At 71.2% G+C, this 18270-nt stretch carries 7 protein-coding genes and 3 pseudogenes; 6 read left to right on the top strand and 4 right to left on the bottom strand.

Annotated features, from left to right (window positions below):
* Positions 1–21: 21 nt before the first annotated feature.
* The 5 genes and pseudogenes from BJ961_RS36130 to BJ961_RS16560 form a co-directional block, all read left to right on the top strand.
* Positions 22–201: pseudogene (locus BJ961_RS36130) on the top strand (phosphopantetheine-binding protein); the annotation flags it as partial.
* Positions 202–283: 82 nt separating this feature from the next.
* Positions 284–481 (top strand): annotated as a pseudogene (locus BJ961_RS36125) (condensation domain-containing protein); the annotation flags it as partial.
* A 109-nt stretch (positions 482–590) separates the two neighbouring features.
* A pseudogene (locus tag BJ961_RS16570) lies at positions 591–9824 on the top strand (amino acid adenylation domain-containing protein); the annotation flags it as partial.
* A 133-nt stretch (positions 9825–9957) separates the two neighbouring features.
* Positions 9958–10848: a siderophore-interacting protein gene (locus BJ961_RS16565; RefSeq protein ID WP_271413604.1), complete on the top strand. Its 891-nt coding sequence runs from the start codon at positions 9958–9960 to the stop codon at positions 10846–10848.
* Between the two features lie 563 nt (positions 10849–11411).
* Positions 11412–12047, top strand: coding sequence for an LmbU family transcriptional regulator (locus BJ961_RS16560; RefSeq protein WP_271413603.1), 636 nt, complete (start codon positions 11412–11414; stop codon positions 12045–12047).
* A gap of 66 nt (positions 12048–12113) precedes the next feature.
* On the opposite strand, the gene BJ961_RS16555 is transcribed toward BJ961_RS16560, so the two are convergent.
* From BJ961_RS16555 to BJ961_RS16545, 3 genes are all read right to left on the bottom strand, one after another.
* Positions 12114–13169, bottom strand: coding sequence for a methyltransferase (locus BJ961_RS16555; RefSeq protein WP_271413602.1), 1056 nt, complete (start codon positions 13167–13169; stop codon positions 12114–12116).
* Positions 13170–13259: 90 nt separating this feature from the next.
* A complete protein-coding gene (locus tag BJ961_RS16550) occupies positions 13260–14123 on the bottom strand; it encodes a tryptophan 2,3-dioxygenase (RefSeq protein ID WP_271413601.1) in 864 nt (287 codons plus the stop codon).
* Positions 14120–14815 carry a DUF6875 domain-containing protein gene (locus BJ961_RS16545; RefSeq protein ID WP_271413600.1) on the bottom strand — a complete coding sequence of 232 codons (696 nt, stop codon included), beginning with the start codon at positions 14813–14815 and terminating at the stop codon, positions 14120–14122. The genes BJ961_RS16550 and BJ961_RS16545 overlap by 4 nt, the downstream gene beginning before the upstream one ends.
* 285 nt (positions 14816–15100) lie before the next feature.
* Here BJ961_RS16545 and BJ961_RS16540 point away from each other — a divergent pair, with 285 nt between their 5' ends.
* Positions 15101–15847, top strand: coding sequence for a thioesterase II family protein (locus BJ961_RS16540; RefSeq protein WP_271413599.1), 747 nt, complete (start codon positions 15101–15103; stop codon positions 15845–15847).
* Between the two features lie 27 nt (positions 15848–15874).
* On the opposite strand, the gene BJ961_RS16535 is transcribed toward BJ961_RS16540, so the two are convergent.
* Positions 15875–18196 (bottom strand): excinuclease ABC subunit UvrA, encoded by a 2322-nt coding sequence (locus tag BJ961_RS16535; RefSeq protein WP_271413598.1) that lies wholly within the window; start codon positions 18194–18196, stop codon positions 15875–15877.
* Between the last annotated feature and the right edge of the window lie 74 nt (positions 18197–18270).

Below are 18270 nucleotides of genomic sequence, written 5' to 3'. Positions count from 1 at the left end.
CCCCCGCACCCCCAGGAACACATCCTCTGCGACCTCTTCGCCCACACCCTCGGCCTGCCCCACACCCACCCCGACGACAACTTCTTCGACCTCGGCGGCCACTCCCTCCTCGCCACCCGCCTCACCGCACGCATCCGCACCACCCTGGACACCGAAACCACCCTGCGCACCCTCTTCGAACACCCCACCCCCGCCCAACTCGCCACCCACCTCACCACCCACACCAACACCACCACACGCCCCCCACTCACCCCCAACCCCGACCCGAACACCTCCCCTCTCCCACGCCCAACGACGCCTCTGGTTCCTCCACAAACTCCAAGGACCCACCCCCACCTACAACATCCCCCTCGCCCTCACCTTCCACGGACCCCTCAACCACACCGCACTCCACCAAGCCCTCAACGACCTCACCACCCGCCACGAAACCCTCCGCACCACCTACCCCGAAACCAACGGCCACCCCACCCAACACATCCTCACCCCCCAACAAGCCACCCCACCCCTGCCCACCACCCACACCACCCCCAAAACCTCCCCCACCACCTCACCCACCAAGCCCGCCAACCCTTCCACCTCCACACCCAAACCCCCTCCGCGCCCACCTCTACACCCACACCCCCACCCACCACACCCTCCTCCTCACCCTCCACCACATCGCCGGCGACGGCTGGTCCCTACGCCCCCTCGCCACCGACCTCACCCACGCCTACACCCACCGCACCCACCACACCCCACCCACCTGGCAACCCCTCACCATCCAATACGCCGACTACACCCTCTGGCAGAACAACCTCCTCGGCACCCACCACCACACCCACAGCCTCCTCACCCAACAAATCACCTACTGGCGCACGGCGTTGGAGAACCTGCCCGAGCAAGTCACCCTGCCCGCGGACCGGCCGCGTCCGGCGACCGCGTCGTACCAGGGCGACTACCTGGAAGTCGAGCTGGACGCCGAACTGCACCGCGGTCTCGCCGCGCTGGCACGGCGCACCGGCACCACGGTCTTCATGGTGCTCCAGGCGGGGCTCGCGGCCCTGATGACCCGGATGGGATGCGGCACGGACATCCCGATCGGCAGTCCGATCGCGGGGCGGACCGACCAGGCCACCGACGACCTCATCGGCTTCTTCGTCAACACCCTGGTCCTGCGCACCGACACCTCCGGCAACCCGACGTTCATGGAGTTGCTGGGCCGGGTGCGGGAGACGGCGCTGAACGCGTACGCCCACCAGGACGTGCCTTTCGAGTACCTCGTCGAGGTGCTGAACCCGGCCCGCTCCCTGGCGCACCACCCGTTGTTCCAGGTGATGCTCGCGCTGCAGAACGCGCCCACGGCCGCGTTCGACCTCGACGGCCTGGAGGTCACCGTCTCCCAGGCCCGCACCGGCACCGCCAAGTTCGACCTGTTCTTCAGCCTGGTGGAGCGCAAGACGGACGACGGGGAACCCGACGGCATCCACGGCGCGGTGGAGTACGCGAGCGACCTGTACGAACCGCAGACCGTCCGCACGGTGTTCGACCGCTGGCTGCGTCTGCTGACCGCCCTGGCCCAGGCGCCGAACCGGCCGATCGCGGACGTCGACGTGCTGACGGCCACCGAACGCGATCTGGTGCTGCGTTCGTGGAACGACACATCGGTGCCCGTGGGTCCGACACTGCTGCCCCGGCTGCTGGAGGAGCGGGCGGCCGCCACGCCCGAGGCGGTCGCGCTGGTCGCCGACGGCACCACGCTGACCTACCGGGAGCTGGACGCACGCGCCAACCGGCTGGCCGCGGAGATCCTGGCGTCCGGCGGCGGCCCCGGCACGGTCGTGGCTCTGGCGCTGCCGCGGACGGTGGAGCTGCCCGTCGCGTTGCTGGCGGTGCTCAAGAGCGGTGCGGCCTACCTGCCGCTGGACACCGAGTACCCGGCGTCGCGGCTGGACTTCATGCTGCGGGACGCCCGGCCCGCCGTACTGCTCACCACGCAGGCCTCCGGCAAGCTGGTGCCCGACGGTGACGGCCTGCCGCGGATCACGCTGGACGACCCGGCGACCCTGGCCGCCCTGCGGGACCGGCCGGACGTGCCGCCGCGCGTTCCCACAGCGCCTGAGCAGCCGGCGTACGTCATCTACACCTCCGGGTCCACGGGCGAGCCCAAGGGTGTCGTCGTGCCGCACCTGGCCTTGGTGAACTTCCTGCACGCCATGGGCCGCGTCGTGCCGCTCACCGCCGAGGACAGGCTGCTGGCCGTCACCACGGTCTCCTTCGACATCGCGGCGCTGGAGCTGTACCTGCCGTTGATCAGCGGTGCGCGGGTGGTGCTCGCGCCGCGGGAAGCGGTGCCGCAGCCCTCGGCGCTGCTGGATCTGGTGTCCGCGCAGGGCATCACCGTCATGCAGGCGACGCCGTCGCTGTGGCAGGCGCTGGTCTCGCACGACCCCGCACCGCTGCGGGGGCTGCGCATCCTCACCGGCGGCGAGGCCCTGCCGGAACGGCTCGCTTCGGACCTGGCGGGGCTGGGCGACGTACTCAACCTGTACGGGCCGACCGAGACGACGATCTGGTCGACGGCGAGCAGGGAGACCGGCGAGCGGGTGCCGCGGATCGGCACACCGATCGACAACACCCGGGCGTACGTGCTCGACGAGCGGCTGCGACCGGTGCCGCCCGGCGTGGTGGGCGACCTGTACCTCGCCGGGACGGGGCTGGCCCTCGGCTATCTGCGTCGGCCGGGGCTCACGGCCACGCGGTTCGTGGCCTGTCGACACGGGGGGCCGGGCGAGCGGATGTACCGCACGGGCGATCTGGCCCGCCGGACCCCCGACGGCGATCTGGAGTTCCTGGGGCGTGCCGACGACCAGGTGAAGTTGCGGGGCTTCCGGATCGAGCCGGGCGAGATCGAGCGGGTCATCGGCTCGCGGCCCGGCGTCCGGCAGGTGGCCGTGACCGTGCGCGAGGACCGTCCGGGCGATCGGCGTCTGGTCGCCTACGTGGTCGCCGGCGCCGCCCGGGAGTCGCGTGAGCAGGGCGTGGAGCAGCACCAGGTGGAGGACTGGCGGCAGCTGTACGAGTCGGTGTACGCGGGGGCCGCCCCGGCTCCGTTCGGCGAGGACTTCGCCAGCTGGAACAGCAGCTACACCGACGAGCCCATCCCGCTCGCCCAGATGCGGGAGTGGCGGGCGCGCACGGTGCGGCGGATCCTCGACCTCGCGCCCCGCCGGGTGCTGGAACTCGGCGTGGGCACGGGCCTGTTGCTCTCGGGAGTCGCACCGCACTGCGCGGAGTACTGGGGCACGGACTTCTCCGAGCACGTCATCGGGGAACTGAGCCGCCACGTGGCGCAGGACCGGGCCCTGCGCGAGCGGGTCACGCTGCGGACGCAGGCCGCGCACGATCTCGGTGGGCTGCCCGTGGGGCACTTCGACACGATCGTGCTGAACTCGGTCGTCCAGTACTTCCCCAGCGCCGACTACCTCGTCGAGGTCCTCGCCAACGCGGCCCGGTTGCTGGCGCCCGGTGGCACGCTGTTCGTCGGCGACGTGCGCAACGTGCGGCTGCTGCGTGCGCTGAAGGCGGGCGTGCACGCCCATCGGATGTCCGGTCCACTCGACCTCGCCGCGCTGCGTCGAGCGGTCGAGCACGACCTGATGTCGGAGAAGGAACTCCTCGTCGACCCGGACTTCTTCACCGCGCTCGCCGACCGGATCCCGGGCATCGGCGCGGTGGGCGTGTCGCTCAAGGACGGTTCCTACGACAACGAGCTGAGCCGGTACCGCTACGACGTGACCCTGCACCACGAGGACGCCCGGACGACCGACGTGCGGGAGGCGCCCGCGGTGCCCTGGGAGGGCCTCGGCGACCTGGCGGCCGTGCGCGCCCGGCTCACCGACGGCCGGCCCGAGCTGCTGCGGCTGAGCGGGGTGCCGAACGACCGGGTGGCGAGCGAGCTGGCCCTGATCGAGGCGCTCCGCACCGGCGAGCAGCCGGTGGCGCCGGCGCCGGGCGTGGCTCTCGCGGACCTGCACGAGCTGGGGGCGGAGCTGGGCTACCGCACGGCGGCGACGTGGTCGGCGGACCCGCGGCTGGCGGACTTCGTCCTGGCCCGTGCCGACGCCCCGCTCACCGGTACCTGTCCGCCGGTGGCGACACCCGGCCCGCGTGCCTCGCTGTCCGGCCTCACCAGCGACCCCATGGCTCCGCGCACCAGCGGCACGCTGCTCGCGGCACTGCGCCGGCACGCCGAGCAGACCCTGCCGGACTACATGGTGCCCAACGCGTTCGTACCGGTCAGCGCGTTGCCGCTGACCGCCAACGGCAAGCTGAACCGCGCCGCGCTGCCGGCGCCGATGCCGGACACGGGCGGCACCGGCCGGGACCCGCGCACGCCGCAGGAGCAGATCGTGTGCGATCTGTTCGCGCAGGTGCTGGGGGTCCCCCGGGTCGGCGCCGACGACAACTTCTTCTCGCTGGGCGGGCATTCGCTGCTGGCCACCCGGCTGAGCGCCTCGGTGCGGGCCACCTTCGGGGTGGAGCTGGCCCTGCGGACGCTGTTCGAGAACCCGACACCCGCGGCGGTCGCGGTACACCTCGACACCGCGGCGCCGAGCCGGTTGCGGCTCGAACGCCGGCCTCGGCCGGAGCGGGTGCCGCTGTCCTTCGCCCAGCGCAGGCTGTGGTTCATCCACAAGATGGAGGGCCCCAGCGCGACGTACAACATCCCGCTCGCGCTGCGCCTGACCGGTGCGCTGGACCGGGTCGCGCTGCGGGCGGCCCTCGCGGACGTCACGGGGCGGCACGAGAGCCTGCGCACGGTGTTCCCGGAGAGCGACGGCGTGCCGGAACAGCGGGTGCTGGATGCCGCGGAGGCGACACCGGTGGTGGAGGTGGTCGACACCGACCACCGCGGTCTGTCCGCACGGCTGGACGCCGCGGCCCGGCGCGGGTTCGACCTGTCCGGCGAACCACCGCTGCGGGTGCACCTGTTCGCGCTGTCGGCCGAGGAGCACGTGCTGCTGGTCGTCGTGCACCACATCGCCGGGGACGGCTGGTCGCTCAATCCGCTGGCCCGCGACCTGGCCCGCGCGTACGAGGTGCGGTGCCGCGGCGAGGCACCGACCTGGGCGCCGTTGCCGGCCCAGTACATCGACTACACGCTGTGGCAGAACGACCTGCTGGGCGACCGGGGAGACAGGAACAGCGTCTTCGCCACACAACTGGACTACTGGGTCCGTCGGTTGAGGGCCCTGCCGGACGAACTGCGGCTGCCCACCGACCGTCCGCGGCCCGACGTGGCCTCCTACCGCGGCGACTACGTGCCGGTCTCGATCGACGCGGAACTGCACCAGCGGATCACGGACCTGGCCCGGGAGGCGGGGGCCACCGTGTTCATGGTGCTCCAAGCGGGCCTGGCCGCGCTGCTCGCCCGCCTGAGCGGCAGCACGGACATCCCGATCGGCAGCCCCATCGCCGGCCGCACCGACCAGGAACTCGACGACCTGGTGGGCTTCTTCGTCAACACGCTGGTGCTGCGCACCGACACCTCGGGCCGCCCCAGCTTCCAGGAGCTGATCGCCCGGGTGCGCGACACGGCACTGAGCGCGTACGCCCATCAGGACGTGCCGTTCGAGTACCTGGTGGAGAAGCTGAACCCGCCGCGGTCGCTGGGCCGGCACCCGCTGTTCCAGACGATGCTCGCCCTGCAGAACGCGCCGGCCGGTTCGTTCCAGCTGCCCGGACTGCGCGTGGACATCGCTCCGGGGCGTACGGGGACGTCGAAGTTCGACCTGTTCTTCAGCCTCTCGGAGCGGCTCGGCGACACGGGCCGTGCGGAGGGCATCACCGGTGTCGTCGAGTACTCGGGCGACCTGTACGACGCCTCGACGGTGACCGCTCTCTTCGAGCGCTGGACGCGGCTGCTGTCGGTCCTCGTGGCGGCGCCGCACCGCCCGGCGGACGCGGCCGATCTCCTCAGCCCCGCCGAGGGCCTGCTGCTGGAGCAGCACAACGACACCGCCCAGCCTCCGGTGGACAGGAGCCTGCCGGAGCTGTTCGCCGCCCGGGTCGCCGCACATCCCGACGCACCGGCGCTGGTGCACGGGGACCGGGAGCACACCTACCGAGCGCTGTCCGACGCCGCCGACGGCGTCGCGGCCGCGCTGGGCCGCCGAGGTGTGCGCCGGGCGAGCACGGTCGCGCTGCTCATGCCCCACTCCCCCGGTCTGGTCGCCGCGGTCCTCGGCGTGCTCGAGTCGGGGGCCGCGTACGTGCCGCTCGATCCCAGGTACCCTGCGGCGCGGACGCGGACGGTGATGGCCGAGACGGGGGCCCGGGTGCTGATCGCCGACCGGGCCCCGGACCCCCGGTCGCTGCCCGAGGGCACCTCCGTCCTGCTCGTCGGAGCCGGTCTCGGCGAGGTGCGCGCCGCCGGTCCGCAGGACATGGAGCCGGACGAGGACGGCGACGGCGCGGTGGCCGGGCTCGGGGCCGGGGTGTGCCCGGACGACCTGGCGTACATCATGTACACCTCCGGTTCCACGGGACGCCCCAAGGGCATCGGCGTCACGCACCGGAACGTGGCCGAGCTGGCGGCCGATCCACGCTGGCGCACGGAGGCCCAGCAGCGGGTGCTGCTGCACTCCTCGCCGGCGTTCGACGCGTCGACGTACGAACTGTGGGTGCCGCTGCTGACCGGTGGCACCGTCGTGCTGGGCCCGGGCGGCGATCTCGACCTGCACGCCCTCGCCGACACCGTCGTCCGGCAGCGGGTCACCGGCCTGTGGCTGACCAGTTCGCTGTTCTCCCTGGTCGCGGAGAGCATGCCGGAGGTGCTGGACGGAGTACGGCAGGTCTGGACGGGCGGGGAGGCGGTCTCGCCGCAGGCGGTGCGGCGTGTTCTGACGGCCTGCCCCGGTCTGGTCGTCGTCAACGGGTACGGGCCCACGGAGACGACGACCTTCGCCGCCAGCCGGCCGGTCGCCGCCCTGTCCGAGGACGCCGCATCCGTGCCGATCGGACGGCCGATGGCCAACACCAGGCTGTACGTGCTCGATTCCGGGCTGCGCCCGGTGCCGCCCGGCGTCGTCGGTGAGCTGTACATCGCCGGTACGGGCGTCGCCCGGGGCTATCAGGACCGGCCCGGGCCGACGACGCAGCGGTTCGTGGCCGACCCGTGGGGCGAACCCGGGACGCGCATGTACCGGACCGGGGACCTGGTGCGCCGCAGCGCGGACGGCGAACTGGACTACGTCGGGCGCGGCGACGACCAGGTCAAGCTGCGCGGCTTCCGCATCGAACCGGGCGAGGTGGAGAGCGTCCTGCTGCGCCACCCCGCTGTCGGGCGGACGGCGGTGCTGGTCCGGGAGGACCGGCCGACGGACCCGCGGCTGGTGGCCTACGTGGTCGCCGACCCCGACTCCGTCCACCGTGACGAGAGCGCCGAGCACGCCGAGGTCGACGCGTGGCAGGGGATCTACGAGTCTTTGTACGCCGCTCCGACGGCTGCCTTCGGGGAGGACTTCTCCGGCTGGAACAGCAGCTACGACTCGACGCCCATCGCCCTGGAGGAGATGCGCGAGTGGCGCCGGGAGACGGTCGCACGCATCCGGGGGCTGCGGCCCCGCCGGGTGCTGGAGATCGGCGCCGGCACCGGACTGCTGCTGTCGCAGCTGGCCGGCGAAGCGCAGGAGTACTGGGCGACGGACTTCTCATCGGCCGTGGTGGAGACGCTGCGCGGGCATGTGTCGGGCGACGCGGAACTGCGGGAGAAGGTGCGGCTGCGGAACCTGGCGGCACACGACACCGGGGATCTGCCGCAGGGGTACTTCGACACCGTCGTGCTCAACTCGATCGTGCAGTACTTCCCGAGCGCCGACTATCTGATGCGGGTGATCGAGACGTCGCTGCGGCTGCTGGCGCCGGGCGGCGCCCTGTTCATCGGCGACGTGCGCAACGCGCATCTGCACCGCATGCTCACCACCGCGGCACTGGCCCGCAAGGTGCACGACCGGCACGACCGGGCCAGCCTGCGACGGGCCGTCGAGCGCGCCCTGGTGCTGGAGAAGGAACTGCTGGTGGCGCCGGAGCTGTTCACGGTGCTGGGTGAACACGTCGACGGCGTCGCGGGAGCCCGGGTCGTGGTCAAGCGCGGCACGTTCCACAACGAACTGACGCGGTACCGCTACGACGTGACGGTCTTCAAGAAGGGCGGCACACCGGTCGACCCGGCGCACGACGTGCCCGTCCTCGCGTGGGACGACGCGGCGGGCGCCTCCCAGTTGGAGCGTGCGCCGGGCGGGGCCGGGGGCCCCGTGCGCGTCACCGGGGTGCCCAACGCACGCCTCGCCGAGGACGCCGCCGTGGCAGCGGCGATCCGGGAGCAGGACACCGACGTGCCGGCGGACGGACCGTCGATCGCGGCGCTGTACGAGTGGGGCGACCGGTTCGGTCTGACGGCGCACGTGACCTGGTCGGCCGACCCGGGCCGGCTGGACGTGGTCTTCACCGAGCGGGGCGCTCCGCATCCCGTGGTGGACCTGTACCGGCCGCGGACCCTGCCGGACGCCGGTGCACCGCTCACCCGTTGGGTGCGGGCTCCGCTGACCGCGCGGGCGGCGGGCGCACTGGCGGACAGCGTGCTCGACCACGCCCGCCGTCACCTGCCCGAGTACATGGTCCCGAGCGCCGTGGTGCCGCTCGGCGAACTGCCGTTGACGGGCAACGGCAAGCTGGACCGGGCGGCGCTGCCCGCGCCCGATCTCGACCTGGACGTGGACGCCCGTGCTCCCCGGCTGCCGCAGGAGGAGCTGATGTGCAAGCTGTTCGCGGACGTGCTCGGACTGCCCCAGGTCCATGTCGACGACGACTTCTTCCGGTTGGGCGGGCACTCCCTGCTGGCGGCACGGCTCAAGGCCGGCATCCGTGCGGTGTTCGGCGTGGAACTGGGCCTGCGCGCCCTGTTCGAGACGCCGACCCCGGCGGGCATGACCCGGCGCCTGCGGTCCGGTGACGCGGGCGACGGTTTCGACGTGATGCTGCCGCTGCGCCCGAACGGCGGGCGCGAGGCGCTGTTCTGCGTGCACCCGGGCGGGGGCATCGGCTGGTCGTACGCCGGTCTGCTGAGGCATCTCGAGGCCGACCGGCCGGTGTACGGCATCCAGGCCCGGGGCCTGGGGGCGCCGGAGCCCCGGCCGGACACCATGGAGGAGATGGCGGCCGACTACGCGGACGAGATCCAGCGGGTGCAGCCCAGCGGCCCCTACCATCTCCTCGGTTGGTCGTTCGGCGGGCTGGCCGCCTACGCGGTGGCCGTCGAGCTGCGGCGCCGCGGAGAGGCGGTGGGGGTGCTCGCCGTGATCGACGCGTGCCCCGGCTGGAAGGGGCTCACCCACGACGACGTGCCCCCGCTGGACGAGGCGGAGTGGCACGAGCACCTCTCCTATCTCGTCGGCCTCGTCGACGCGGCGTCCGACCTCGGCGACGACGGGGAGCGGCTGACCTTCGAGCGGACCACGGAGATCCTGCGCCGACGGGGCAGTGCGTTGGCCACCCTGAAGAAGGAGCAGTTGCGGGCCGTCATGGAGATCTCGGCCAACAACACGCATCTGCTGGTCGACTACGTCCCCGAGCCCCTCACAGGTGACCTCCTCCTCCTGACGGCCACCGACCAGCAGGACCCGGAGGTGACCCACCGGGCCTGGACCGCCTTCGTGCGGGGCCGTATCGAGCGGCACGCGCTGCCGGGAGACCACGGCACCCTGCTGAACCGGGACGCCTCACTGGCCGCGATCGGCGGGCTGATCGCTGAGAGGCTGGCGGCCCACGACGACGATCGGCACTGATCGGCGTCGCCCCGTATCGTCTCCTTATGGCGTAAAGTATTGTTCTCGATAGGCTCCGGCACACGGTCGGCCTGGCGGTATGCTCGCGAAGCAACGCCGTTCCCCCTCCCGCCCCGATCGCGCGAAGGATTACATGAACAGCTTGCCGATCTGGTTCCTGCGTGTCAGCCACACACAGCAGCTCACCCCTCACATGACACGTATCACTCTCACCGGCGACGACCTGCGCGGCTTTTCCCTCAAGGAAGCCGATCAGCAGGTCAAGCTCTACTTCCCGCGCCCCGGACAGTCACGTCCGCTGCTGCCGGAAGCCGACGGGTCGACCGATCTGACGGCCTGGTACCAGGCGTACAGCGCCCTGCCCGAGGACGAGCGCCCGTGGATGCGCAGCTACACCATCCGCGCCCACGACCCGGCCTCCGACTCCGTCAGCTTCGACTTCGTGCTGCACCGGCACGCCGGTCCCGCCACCCGCTGGGCGATGAACGCCGAGAAGGGCGACTGCCTGGCGGTCTTCGGGCCGACCGACTACTTCGCGCGGCCCAAGCCCTTGTCCGCGTCCGTCGAGGAGGCGGACTGGGTGCTGCTGGCCGGGGACGACGCCGCCGTCCCCGGCATGGCGACGATCATCGAGGCCCTGCCGCCGGGCAAGCGGGCCCTCGCCTTCGTCGAGGTCCGCGACGGCGCCGACGAACAGCCGTTCCGCACCGAGGGGCGGCTGAGCACGACGTGGCTCCACCGGGGCGCGGACGAGCCGGGGCACAGCGACGCGCTGGCCGACGCGGTGCAGGCCGCGGATCTGCCCGAGGGCGGCGGCTTCGCCTGGATCGCCGGGGAGGCAGGCATCGTGCGGCGCCTCAGGAGGCAGCTGGTGGCCCGCGGCATGCCCAAGAGCAGGATCGACTTCTCGGGCTACTGGCGTCTCAAACTCACCCAGGACGACGCCCCCACCGCGGAGGACCTCGCCGAGGCACAGGAACGGCTGGCCGAGGCCCAGGCCGAGGCCGAGGGCCGCGTTTCCTGACCCTCACGCTCCCGGCCGGGAGCGCCGCCCGCCGGCGCTCCCGGCCTCCCCCGCCCCGGGCGGGTTCCGGGGCACGGAACAGATTTCGGCCAATCCACCACCGCGCGTGCAATTGATCGAATACCGTTGATACGCTCGGATCAAGCACGCAGCGATTTGGTAACGGGCGGAAGACTTAGCCAGTTGGCACCACACTCGGGTGTCCGGCTCAGGTTCCCATCGTTGTCTCGCCAATAGCTCGACGGGGGTGTTTCCTTTGGCGTACTTCACCGCAGGCGACCTGACTCACCCGAGATCCGCCGACCGTTAGGCGCACATTTCCCAGCGACGGGCGTCGATCCCCTTACACACGCCCGGCATGCAGCTGTCATCCCCGAAAGAACCTCGGACCGCTTCGGAGCGCGGTTACAGCGCCCGATCGTTCCGACGTTCGGCCGTGGTCAGTACGCCGCCCCATCCCAGGCGCCCTGACCACGCCCTTGCCTGAATCACCTCAACCACGCGGCTTCTGCACCACCAGAGGCAAGAACAACGCCGGAAGAGAGGTTCGTATGCAACACTCCGTGGACCGCGCTCAGCTGGGCCGCTCACGCACCAGCGCGCCCCTTCGGAGGGACGGGACCGGTACGGGGCGGAACGGGAAGGACATCCTCACGACGCGAGTCGGGCTCCGTATCCCAGCCGCCCTCACGTTCGAACGATGGCAACACGCCGGGTCGCAGATCTCACGCATCGTCGACTCCTCGTCCTGGTGCCTCGGCGACTGGCTGGTCTACGGCCAGGAGGAGTTCACCGACCGCTACCTGCGCGCGATCGAGGCCTGCGGACTCGACTACCAGACGCTGCGCAACTACGCCTGGGTCGCCCGCAAGTTCGAGCTGAGCCGTAGGCGCGAGACGCTGAGCTTCCAGCACCACGCCGAGGTCAGCTCCCTGCCGCCCTGCGAGCAGGACAAGTGGCTGGACCTGGCGGACGAGTTCAACTGGTCGCGCAACGAACTGCGCCGGAACATACGCTCGCACCGCCAGCGCGGCGGCAAGGAGGAACCGCCGAAGGACTCCCTGCCGAAGTTCAGCGTCCCCGCCGAACGCGTCCAGCGGTGGCGCAAGGCCGCGGAACTGTCCGGCGACAAGTTCGAGCAGTGGGTCCTGCGCGCACTCGACGAGGCGGCGTTGGCCAAGCTGCCCGGCCAGCCCTAGCGGCCGGGCACCGCGTGGGACGAGGGGTGGGCGGCTCACCGCCCGCCCCGCCCGACAGCGGTGCGGCTACTTCCACGCCCGCAGCACACCGTGCGGCGTCCACGTCCTGCCGGGAAGCCGTTCGACACGCTGGAAGCCGACGTCCCGCAGCCACTCCTCGTACTGCCCCCAGTGGTAGAGCGTGCTGTTCGCCGCCGGCAACGTGGCGAAGTAGACGTTGTCCAGCGCGGCGTACAGCGGTCCGTCCCCGCTGTCGTCGGAGAACGCGTTGAAGATCAGCACCTGTCCCCCGGAGGGCAGGCAGTCGTACGCCTTCTTCAGCAGCGCCGCGTTCTCCTCGGGCGACCAGATGACCAACTGGTTGGCGAACAGCACGCAGTCGTGGCCGTCCGGGAAGTCGTCGGCGAAGATGTCGCCCGGCTTCACGGAGATCCGGTCGGCCAGGCCCCGCTCGGTGATCCTGCGACCGGCGATGTCGAGGGCTCCGGGCATGTCCACGACGGTGAAGGAGGTTCCCGGGTTCACCTCGGCCAGCGCTATCGCGTTGACTCCGTCGCCGCCTCCGACGTCGAGCACCCGGGACACCCCGGCCAGCTCGGCACGGTCCACGAGGACCGGGTTGGAAAGGCGTGACCACGAACGCATGCACTGGTAGAACAGGGCCTCCAACTCGGGCTGCGCGGCGAGCCGGTGGTAGAGGTCGTCGCCCTCCCCCGGGATGCTCCGCAGTCCGACGTTCGTGTTCTGCCGCAGCGACTCGACCAGGTCGGCGGAGGCCGGGAGGGTGATGCGGTCCTCGAACCGGACGATGTCCTCGACGATGCTCCAGGTGCCGTCGCCGATCATCTCCCCGATCAGCTCGGCGTTGCTGTAGCGCCCCCTGCTGCGCACGGTCAGACCGAGCGAGGTCGTGCCCAGCAGGAGGGTCTGCACCGCCCTCGGCTGCAGCTTCGTCCCGACGGCGACCTGCTGGGCGGTCAGCGGCCCCTCGTCGTGCAGCCGGGCGAACAGGCCCAGCTCGCAGCCCGCTTGGAGCAGGCGGAAGGCGGAGGCGCCGAAGAGGATCCGGGTCAGAGCGTCATGGTCGACGGGGCCGGCCTTGGACATGATGCGCTCCCTCATGGGGTGAGTTTTCGAAGAGGACGGGGTGAAAGGGAGGAGAGATCCGCAGGCGACCCCGGAGGCGACCCGGCGGGCGGACCGGCCCCCTGCTCACAGGCACGATCGCGCGGACCACAACTCCGGGAAGAACCGGTGGCCGCTGATGCGCTCCAGCCATGCCACCCCGTCGGTGCCGCCCGTGCCGGGCTTGCCGCCGAGCACACGCTGGACCACCGTCAGATGGGTGTAGCGCCAGCGCGCGAAGGACTCGGCCACGTCGGTCAGCGCCTCGCCCAGCAGGAACAGCGAGTGGTGCGCGGCTCTCTTCTCGTACACCTCGCGCCAGGCCTGCTCCACACTGGCGTCGGGCTCGTACGAGGCATCCACGGGGCGTGAGAGGACGGTGTCCGCCACGGGCAGACCGCGCCGCCGCAGCAGGAGCAGCACGGCGTCGTACAGACTCGGCTCGTGCAACTGCCGCACCACCACCTCGTGGCTCGACGCGTTGAGGTGCGGTTGGACCATCTGCGGGTTCTTGTTGCCGAGGAGGAATTCGAGGCGGCGGTAGGAAGCAGACTGAAAACCGGACGCCGCGCCCAGGGAGTCACGGAACTCGGCGAATTCCATCGGAGTCATGGCACTGAAGAAGTCCCACGACGAGAGCGCGACCTGCTGCACCCGGACGGCCCGGCGCAAAGTCCACAGCGCCTCGTCCACGGCATCCTCGGACAGTCGGTTCCGAGCCGCGGTGAATTCGGTACGGAGGAGTTCGAAGAGCAACTCCATGACCTGGCTCATAATGATGAAACCCGGTTCGGTGGCCGCTGAGGTCCGGGGGTGCTGGAGCGCGAGGAGGGCGTCCATCTCCGCGTACCCGGCGTACGCCGTCGGGGGCGGTGTGCCGGTGCCCCCTCCGTAGGGACACCGCGGCTCCGGCGCTTCGGGCGGGCCGTCGGGCGAGCGGGCGGCGGTCACTCGGTCCCCTTCCCGGGCGACGGGGGCGCGGTGGGGACGACCACGTCGGCCGCTCCCGGGCCGCCCCCGGGGCCGTGCAGGGCCAGCGCCTTGTGGTAGAGCGTGGTCAGCAGCGGGCCGATCCCGTTGGACTCGGAGCGGTACCGCTCGCCGAAGCGGCGGTGGTACTGGGCGAACCAGTCCGCGCGTTCACCGAGGAAGAGGATGTCGTGCACGGCCATCGCCCGCACCGCCACCAGGGGGACGGGTGACCGGCTCACCCGGAACGCGGGGTTGCGGACCGCGGGTTCCTCGCACGCGGGGTGGAACTGGCCGATCATCAGGCCGCGTTCGACGCTGTCGGTCTTGACCTGCGCATGTGCCTCGTCGAGCAGTCCGAGGGCTTCGGGCGGCAGGTCGGGAAGCGCGATGATCAGTGCGCGCAGCGACGGGTTGGGGGTCCTCCACTCAAACCGTTCGAACTCCTCGAGACCGCACCGGATGACCTCTTTGATCAGTGGGAGGCCGGCCGCGGGCCCCAGCAGCCGCACCACCGTCTCGACCGCGCCGGCCCGTCGGGCGGGTGCCACGAACGGGCACACCGCGCCGGAGCGGCCGAGCTGCTCGTGCGGTTGGGTGACATAGGAATTCAGCCATTCGTCGACGCTGTCGAGGGCCTTCTCGACGTCGATCGCCAACGCATCGATTGACATTGCTGTCGATCCCCTCCGACGGCATCACGGAAAAAGGGTGCAGGTATTGTTCGGGCACTCTTCCCGCCCGGAATTATTGGCCTGTGAAACCATATCGGCAGCCATAAAGGCGCATCAAGGAACGGGCTCCCGGACCGGTTTCCGGAATGCTATTCGTGTCCCGCCGGCGGGACGAAACGAGCCGACGGGCACGGCCGTACGTGATGGAATGAAGGTGCCGCCCGCCCTGCCTCGCACAGCACCGCGTCACAGCGTCACACCGCGTCACATCACCTCGGAGGACCCGTGCTCTTCCCGGTCAACCCCTGGATCCGCGGCTTCCGGCACGCGCCGGCCGCGCCCGTGCAACTGCTGTGCTTCCCGCACGCCGGCGGGACCGCGGCCTTCTTCCGGCCCATGGCGACCGCTCTCGCTGCCGAGGCCGACATCCTCGCCGTCCAGTACCCGGGTCGACAAGACCGCTTCCAGGAACGGCTGGTGGACAGCGTCGCGGAACTCGCCGACGGCATAGCCGACGCGGTGGTGCCGATCCTGGACCGGCCGACGTCCTTCTTCGGCCACAGCATGGGGGCCGCCCTGGCCTACGAGGTGACGCTCCGGCTGCGGGAGCGCGGGCACTCGTTGCGGGCCCTGTTCGTCTCCGGGCAGAACGTCCCCTCGGCGAACCGTGACAACGGCATCCACGCGCTGCCGGACGACAGGCTGGTCGCCGAACTGCTGCGGCTCGGCGCGACGGACCCGGCGATCCTCGCCGACCCCGAGCTGCTGGACGTCCTGCTGCCCACCATCCGGGCCGACTACCGGGCCATCGAGACCTACCGGCGCGAGGCCGACACTCCGCTGAACTGTCCCCTGGTCGTCCTCACGGGGAGCGAGGACCCGTACGTCAAGCCGCACGAGGCGGCCGAGTGGGCGCGTCTCGCCGAAGGCGACTTCTCCTTCCACGAGCTGCCCGGCGACCACTTCTATCTCGAGTCCCAGCGCGAGCGGGTGTGTGCCGTCCTGCGCGGGCGGCTCGCACCGCGCCCCTGACGCCGTGCGAGCCGGGCCGGCTCCGCGTCAGGCGCCGACGTAGGCCGCGAGGTGCTTGCCGGTGAGGGTGGAGCGGTCGGCGACGAGGTCGGCGGGGGTGCCTTCGAAGACGATCCGGCCACCGTCGTGGCCGGCGCCGGGGCCGAGGTCGACGATCCAGTCGGCGTGCGCCATGACGGCCTGGTGGTGCTCGATGACGATGACCGATTTCCCCGAGTCCACCAGCCGGTCGAGCAGGCCGAGCAGGTGCTCGACGTCGGCGAGGTGCAGACCGGTCGTCGGCTCGTCCAGGACGAAGACGGACCGGTCGCCGCTCGCGTCGCCCATGTGGACGGCCAGCTTCAGTCGCTGGCGTTCCCCGCCGGAGAGCGTGGTGAGCGGCTGGCCCAGGCTGAGATAGCCGAGGCCCACGTCGGCGAGCCGGCCGAGGACGCGGTGGGCGGCCGGGGTGCGTGCCTGGCCGGCGGAGAAGAACTCCAGAGCCTGCGACACCGGCATCGCCAGCACCTCGCTGATGTCCCGGCCGCCGAGGCGGTGTTCCAGCACGGATGCCTGGAACCGCTTGCCCCCGCACTGTTCGCAGGTGGTGGCGACGCCCGCCATCATCGCCAGGTCGGTGTAGACGACGCCGACGCCCTTGCAGGCCGTGCAGGCACCCTCGGAGTTGGCACTGAACAGGGCCGGCTTGACGCCGTTGGCCTTGGCGAACGCCTTGCGGATCGGATCGAGCAGCCCCGTGTAGGTCGCCGGGTTGCTGCGCCGCGAACCCCGGATGGGCGACTGGTCGACGGAGACCACGCCCGCTCCGGCCGGGATCGACCCGTGCATCAGCGAGCTCTTCCCGGACCCGGCGACACCGGTGACGACCGTCAGTACGCCGAGCGGAATGTCGGCGTCGACGTCGCGCAGGTTGTGCGCCCGGGCACCGCGGATCTCCAGTACCCCGGTCGGCCTGCGCACCGTCTCCTTGAGCTTCACCCGGTCGTCGAGGTGACGGCCGGTCAGGGTGGAGCTGGCGCGCAGCCCCTCGACGGTGCCCTCGAAGCAGACGGTGCCGCCCGCCGTACCCGCGCCGGGGCCGAGGTCGACCACGTGGTCGGCGATCTCGATCGCCTCCGGCTTGTGCTCCACGACGAGCACCGTGTTGCCCTTGTCCCGCAGCCGCAGCAGCAGCTCGTTCATCCGCTGGATGTCGTGCGGGTGCAGGCCCGCGGTCGGCTCGTCGAAGACGTAGGTGACGTCGGTGAGCGAGGAGCCGAGGTGGCGGATCATCTTGGTGCGCTGGGCCTCGCCGCCGGACAGCGTGCCCGAGGGGCGGTCGAGCGAGAGGTAGCCGAGGCCGATCTCCACGAAGGAGTCGAGCGTCCGCCGCAGGGTGGCCAGCAGGGGCGCGGCCGTGGGCTCGTCGAGTCCGCGCACCCAGTCGGCGAGGTCGCTGATCTGCATGGCGCAGGCGTCGGCGATGCTGATGCCGCCGATCTTCGACGCGCGGGCCGCTTCGCCCAGCCGGGTTCCCTCGCACTCCGGGCAGGTCGTGAAGGTCACCGCCCGCTCGACGAACGCCCGTACGTGCGGCTGGAGGCCGTCCTTGTCCTTGGACAGGATCGACTTCTGCACCTTGGGGATCAGGCCCTCGTAGGTGACGTTGATGCCGTCGATCTTCACCTTGGTCGGCTCGCGGCGCAGGAAGTCGTCCCGTTCGGCCCCGGTGAACTCGCGCACCGGCTTGTCCGGGTCGAAGAAGCCCGACCCGGCGAAGACCCGCACGGGCCAGCTGCCCGCCTTGTAGCCGGGGACGGTGAGCGCGCCCTCGTTCAGCGACTTGGTGTCGTCGAAGAGCTGGGTCAGGTCGATGTCGACGACGCTGCCGGTGCCCTCGCAGCGCGGGCAGGCTCCGGTGGGCTGGTTGAAGCTGTAGTGGAACGAGGGCCCGGCGCTCGGTACGCCGAGGCGGCTGAAGACGATGCGCAGCATCGCGTTGGCGTCGGTGGCGGTGCCCACCGTGGAGCGCGAGTTGGCCCCCATCCGTTCCTGGTCGACGATGATCGCCGTGGTCAGTCCGTCCAGCAGATCGACCTCGGGCCGCGCCAGCGCCGGCATGAACGTCTGCACGAACGCGCTGTACGTCTCGTTGATCATCCGCTGGGACTCCGCGGCGATCGTGTCGAACACCAGCGAGCTCTTGCCCGAGCCGGAGACACCGGTGAGCACCGTCAGCCGGCGTTTGGGGAGGTCGACGCTGACGTCCTTGAGGTTGTTCACCCGCGCCCCCTGCACGCGGATCAGGTCGTGGGTGTCGGCGACGTGCGGGGCACGTGAGTGTGCGTCCGTCCTCGTGGCCATGCTCATGGTGTCTCCCTCTGTGACGCGGAACGCCTGCGCGGTCCCAGTCGGCATTGCCCGACCCGATCTAACCAGCTTGC

Origin of the sequence: Streptomyces lienomycini, assembly GCF_027947595.1 — a bacterium.
Taxonomy (GTDB): Bacteria; Actinomycetota; Actinomycetes; order Streptomycetales; family Streptomycetaceae; genus Streptomyces; species Streptomyces lienomycini.
Note: the sequence above shows the minus strand (reverse complement) of the source record. Positions and strands in the feature narration are given on the sequence as shown.